Annotated in this window: 3 protein-coding genes; 1 reads left to right on the top strand and 2 read right to left on the bottom strand. The window is 30.1% G+C overall.

Going from position 1 to position 5,831, the window contains the following annotated elements; genetic code table 11:
• Positions 1-1,795, bottom strand: a 1,795-nt coding sequence (lepA, locus tag EZH24_RS06335) for a translation elongation factor 4 (RefSeq protein WP_137998290.1), incomplete at its 3' end; no start/stop codon positions are given.
• Between the two features lie 181 nt (positions 1,796-1,976).
• On the opposite strand from lepA, the gene EZH24_RS06330 reads away from it, so the two are divergent.
• Positions 1,977-4,733, top strand: coding sequence for a tetratricopeptide repeat protein (locus EZH24_RS06330; protein WP_236847095.1), 2,757 nt, complete (start codon positions 1,977-1,979; stop codon positions 4,731-4,733).
• Positions 4,734-4,737: 4 nt separating this feature from the next.
• Here the strand turns inward: EZH24_RS06330 and EZH24_RS06325 are convergent, their stop codons facing one another.
• Entirely contained in the window at positions 4,738-5,565 is an 828-nt protein-coding gene (locus tag EZH24_RS06325; RefSeq protein WP_137998288.1) for a pyridoxamine kinase, read from the bottom strand.
• Positions 5,566-5,831: the final 266 nt, after the last annotated feature.

Here is a 5,831-nt window from a genome sequence, read left to right as displayed (position 1 = left end):
TTATAAACGCGTTTTGTATAAACGCGTTTTGAGGAATTTCCACATTTCCGATTGATTTCATTCTCTTTTTTCCTTCTTTTTGTTTTTCAAGCAATTTTCTTTTTCTTGTAATATCTCCGCCATAACATTTTGCCGTAACATTTTTTCTTAATGCGCTTATATTTTCTCTTGCGATTATTCTTCCTCCGATTGCCGCTTGCAAAGGAATTTGAAACATATGACGAGGTATAAGATGTTTTAATTTTTCTATTATTTGTCTTCCTCGAGTTTCGGCGTTGCTTCTATGCGACATAAAAGATAGAGCATCAACCACTTCCCCATGAACGAGTATGTCTATTTTTTCAATTTGACTTTCTCTAAAATCCGAAAAATCGTAATCGAACGAAGCGTATCCTCTCGAAATTGATTTTAATTTATCGTAAAAATCGTAAACTACTTCTATAAGCGGCAAATCGAATTTTATTTCCGCTCTTCTATCGTCCAAATAATTTAACGAAGTTTGAACTCCTCTTCTGTCTATGCATAAAGATATAATATTTCCCAAATAATCGGAAGGGACTATTATCAAAGCGTTTATAAAAGGTTCGTAGCATTTTTCTATATATTGCGCCGCTGGAAAATCGGCAGGATTGTCAATAATTTTTTCTTCTCCGTTTGTTAGTTTTAATTTTACTTCGACTGACGGACTCGTTATAACCAAATCCAAATTAAATTCTCTTTCCAATCTTTCCTGCACTATTTCCAAATGCAATAGTCCCAAAAATCCGCATCTATAACCGAATCCCAAAGCTATAGAGCGCTCGGGTTCGTAAATAAAGGAAGCGTCATTTAATTTTAATTTTTCCAAAGCTTTTTGTAAGTCTGTATAATCTTCGTCTTCGGCTGGAAAAATCCCCGCGAAAACCATAGGCAAAACTTCCTTATATCCTATTAATGGAACTCTCGAGGGATTATTTTCCAATGTTATCGTATCGCCTATTTTTATGTCCGAAATATTTTTTATTCCCGCTATGATATATCCAACCTCGCCGCTTTTTAATTCGTTTGCGGGTTTGAGTCCCAAAAGTAAAGTTCCGCATTCTTCGATTTCGTAAACGGCTTTGCTTTCCATTAATAGAATTTTATCGCCTTTTTTTATAGCGCCGTCAAAAATTCTCATTATCATAACCGCTCCTCTAAAAGCGTCATAATAAGAATCGAATATTAAAGCTCTCGTTTGAAGAAGCGAATTGTCTTTTGGAGGAGGAATCATTTTTACAACCGCTTCCAATATTTCGTCAATCCCTATATCGTTTTTTGCGCTCGCTAAAACTATATCGTTTTGATTTACTGCGAATTCTTTTTCCATTTGCGCTTTGCAAAGTTCGATATTGGCGGCGGGCAAATCTATTTTATTGATTACGGGAACTATTTCCAAATTATTTTCAAAAGCCAAATAAAAATTGGAAATAGTTTGAGCTTCCACTCCTTGCGCCGCATCCACGACAAGAATAGCTCCCTCGCATGCCGCAAGCGAACGAGAGACTTCATAATTAAAATCGACATGTCCAGGAGTATCGATTAAATTAAAAGTATAAACCTCTCCACTTTTCGACTGATAAGATAATTTTACAGCCTGACTTTTTATTGTAATTCCGCGCTCTCTTTCTATATCCATCGAATCGAGTATTTGAGCTTTCATCTCTCTGCTTGAAATCGCTTTAGTATGTTCTATTATTCTATCGGCTAAAGTGCTTTTTCCATGGTCGACATGAGCGATTATGCAGAAATTTCTAATCTTATCGGAATAGGACATTTATAATAATTTCCTTTTATTTATTATTTAAATAAAATTTCAAAATTTTTATTTTTATTATTGACAATAATTATAATTCGGTTATTAGGTTTTTGCAAATTATTATATATAAAATTAAATTACATAATTAAAAATTAAAGGCAAAAATTCCGATTATTATAACAGCACGATAGGAATTACTATGAGACGAATACTGATAATAATTTTTATAACATATATTTCGGCATATTCCAACGATATTTTACACTATTACTCAAAAGTTAATGATAGAAATTTAAATATAGGAATTGACGCTATATCCGTTCAAACCAACGATTTTTTTAATAAATTAGACGAGAGTTCAAAATTAGTATTAATGAATAAATTTGAGGAAGTTAAGCAATTAATAAATAATTTTAAATTTTTCGAGGCAATAACTTTATGCAACGAACTTGAAACTTCTTATAAAGATTATTACATTCTTTATTATTTAAGAGGATTTGCCTATTATAGAACGGGCGATATTTATTATTCTATGCTCGATTTTAAGAAATTATTAACAATGTATTTTGATGAAAGAGAAATATACGAAGTAGTGGGAAATTTTTTTGACAATATTAACGATTACGAATTTACTTTAAGAACTTATATACTCGCCTATAAAATATATAACGATTATTATTGGATATTTTTGGCGGGAAAAACTTCTTTAAAATATAACGATATAAAAAGCGCAAATAATTATTTTACGCAATGTTTGAAAGCGGGAATTGGATACGGATTCGAGGGATTTGCCGATATTAATCTGCTACATAATCAATATGCGGACGCTTTAAATAATTATAATAACGCTCAAATGTCATATTCGAGTTATAATAGTTATAGCAATAATAGAATAGATATTGAAAGATTAAATTCAAAAATTTCAAACGCTACCGTTCAGAGAGAATTATATAATTGGAATTCAAAATTAGAAAGTAGAGAATTTGAAGAGGCTACGAATATTTTAAATAATTTGTCTTCATATTCGAATAATTTTCCAGAAATAAATTTGGCTTTGATAAAAACTTATTTGAAAATGGGGAATTATCAACTTTCAAAAAATATGTTGAATCAATTTATTTCCGTTAATAAAAATTTTGACGAAGCTTACGCTATGCTCGCTCAAATATATTTATACGAAAATAACGAAAAAAGCGCTATTGAAATTTTAGAGAAAGGTTTGGAATATTCTTACAATAAACCGAGATTATACGAAACTTTTGCAAATATGCTTTATAACGCGGGCTATTCTTTTTATCCGAATAAAATCGTTTCGCAGATAATAGACTTATACGATATTTCGGACGAAAATAAAATAGAATACGCAAAATATTTGATAAGCAAAAAAGAATATTTTAAAGCGAGAGAATTATTAAACGGAATCAGAAGTTATAGAGCGACAGTTAATTCCATTTTGGATTCAATCGGATATAATATAATTTTAGACAAAGCGGAAGAGTTAAATAGAGACGGATATTATGTCGATATTATGGAACTTCTTTCGGCAAATAAATTTAACGGATACGAAGAGCAGATTAGAATCGGTTATATTGCAAACTCTTATTATAGATTGGGTTCTATAGACAGAGCGATAAATATTTTAAAAGAATTATACGACAACGATTCGATAAGTATTAATAATGTTGTCCTTTTAAGAGAATTGCTAAAAATAAGAATATCGAGCAATAATTATTCGCAGTCTCAAAAAGATATAGATTTTGCGGATGTTCAATCTACTATATTTTGGGAAGACGACTTAAAAAACAATACTAAATTAATTACCGATAAAATTTACGAATTCATAAAATACAATCAATATGACGAAGCGCTCGCTTATATAGAACAGCTTAAAATAAAAAATTACGATATAGATTATATAAAAAAAATAGAGTCGATAGTTTACGGTTATTACGCAACTTTTCTATACGATAATCGTCAATTCGATAAAGCCAAATCAATTTCCAATCTTGCGATTAGAAGAAACAAAGATAATTATGACGCCATTGCGATAAAGAATCAAATTTATGTCGATGTATATTTAAATTCGGTCGGCAATTTCAATAATATAAACGCTTATGTTAAACTTTCCGATATAAGAAGAGAGGTTTTAAATATTTCGCCAGCGTATATCGATAATATGATAAAATTAGCGGAAGCTTTGGTTTACGAATATAATATCGAAGGCTACAATATAATCAATAATATTTTAAAATATATAGATATAAACGGAGTGAGAGATTTGCTTTTGGGAAAGATTTATAATAAAAGCGGATTATACGATTATTCTTTTTGGGCTTATAACAGAGCGGCGCAATATATCGATGTCGATTTGCTTGACAGAGTGGAAAGCATTTCCATAGCGGATAATAATAAAATATCTTCTCTAAATTTTAATCAAAAAAGAAAAGCGAGAGATTATTACGCATTGTCAAAAATTTATGTAAAAATAAATAACTATAACGAAGCGATTAATTCCATTCAAAGAGCGATATTGGAAGATAATTTGAATTTGGATTATCGATATCAATTAGGCTATATTAACGAGCAAATGGGAAATATGAGAGAAGCGCTCGAATTTTACGAATATGTTATTAAGAATAATAAAAATCATGCGGCGGCAAATTATAGGGCGGCGATTATATATTTGGAATATTTTAGAAATTACAATTTGGCTTACGATTATGTAATGAATTATATTTCTTTAGTTCCAGACGATTACAGCGGATACGAGCTTTTGGGAAAAATCTACAAAAACCGAGCGGAAAGTCTTATTGAAAACAATACGGAAAATTTATTTAGAAACGCTTTGGTTTCTTATAAAACGGCGTCCGATAAAGCGATTTGGGGAAAAGATAAAGAAGCTAAAAAAAATATCGAAATGGAAATTCAAAATATTTTAAATAAAATATTGAAATAAATTTTTAAAGTAGATTTAATCTCTTTTCGATTGAAATTCCGTATATTCTCTCTTCGTCAGATTTAATTTCTTCAAATGACGCTTTAACGGAAGAATAAATAAATTTTGTCGCTTTGTTCAATGCGTTTTCTATTGTTTCGCCTTTAAGTATATAACCTAAAAGCGAAGCGCCGAAAGCGTCTCCCGTTCCCGGCATGCTTATATTTATTTTGTCGTAATATTTCGTTATAATTTTATTTTCATTGTAGCATAAACAACCCAATTTATTTTCTTTTTCTACGCTTGTGACGATTACCGTTTTTGGTCCCATTTCGGATAAAGTTTTTGCCATTTCTTCTATTTCTTTTTCGTCATATTTTTTTGACGGGTCTTTATCGAGCAAAATGGCAAGTTCCGTAATATTCGGAGTAGCTATCGTGGAATATTTTAATAAACTCTTCATGGATTTTACATGTTCGTTAGACATAGAAGGATATAATTTGCCGTTGTCTCCAAGTATCGGGTCTAATAAAATTATTCCAAAATCAAAATCTTTTATTATATCGATAACTATTTCGGGTTGTTTTCCCGCAGAAAGCCAGCCGATATAAAAAGCGTCAAATTTCGGTTTTCGCAATTTTAATTCTTTTATTATAGCTTCCAATTCTTTAGTCAAATCGAAAGCGCAAAAACTATTAAAAGCGGTATGGTTGGAAAGTAAAACGCTTATAAGAGGAGAAACTTTTATACCGAATGCGGACAAAACGGGAATATTCACCGTTAAAGAAGCTTTTCCGTAAGAGCATAAATCGTTTATAATCAGAACATTTAAATCTTTATTGTCTTTATTCATAATATTATATTGCCTATTTGCGATATATGTTATATGATATTTTTAGTTTGTCAATAAATTTGTATATTGTTATCATAAGTTATTATGTTCCAAATTCAACCTATTGACATTTTTTATCAAACATGCTATAATTTATTTAAATTAATTGTTAATTGCAAATTATATTGCTTGACAATTTTTATTAAACATGTATAATATTTAAAAAATTGATTGTTAATTGTAATTGTCGAAAAAAGGAGAAAAGAAAAATGAGCGGATGTAATTCT

This window comes from Brachyspira catarrhinii, assembly GCF_005518285.1.
Taxonomy (GTDB): Bacteria; Spirochaetota; Brachyspiria; order Brachyspirales; family Brachyspiraceae; genus Brachyspira; species Brachyspira catarrhinii.
Note: the sequence above shows the minus strand (reverse complement) of the source record. Positions and strands in the feature narration are given on the sequence as shown.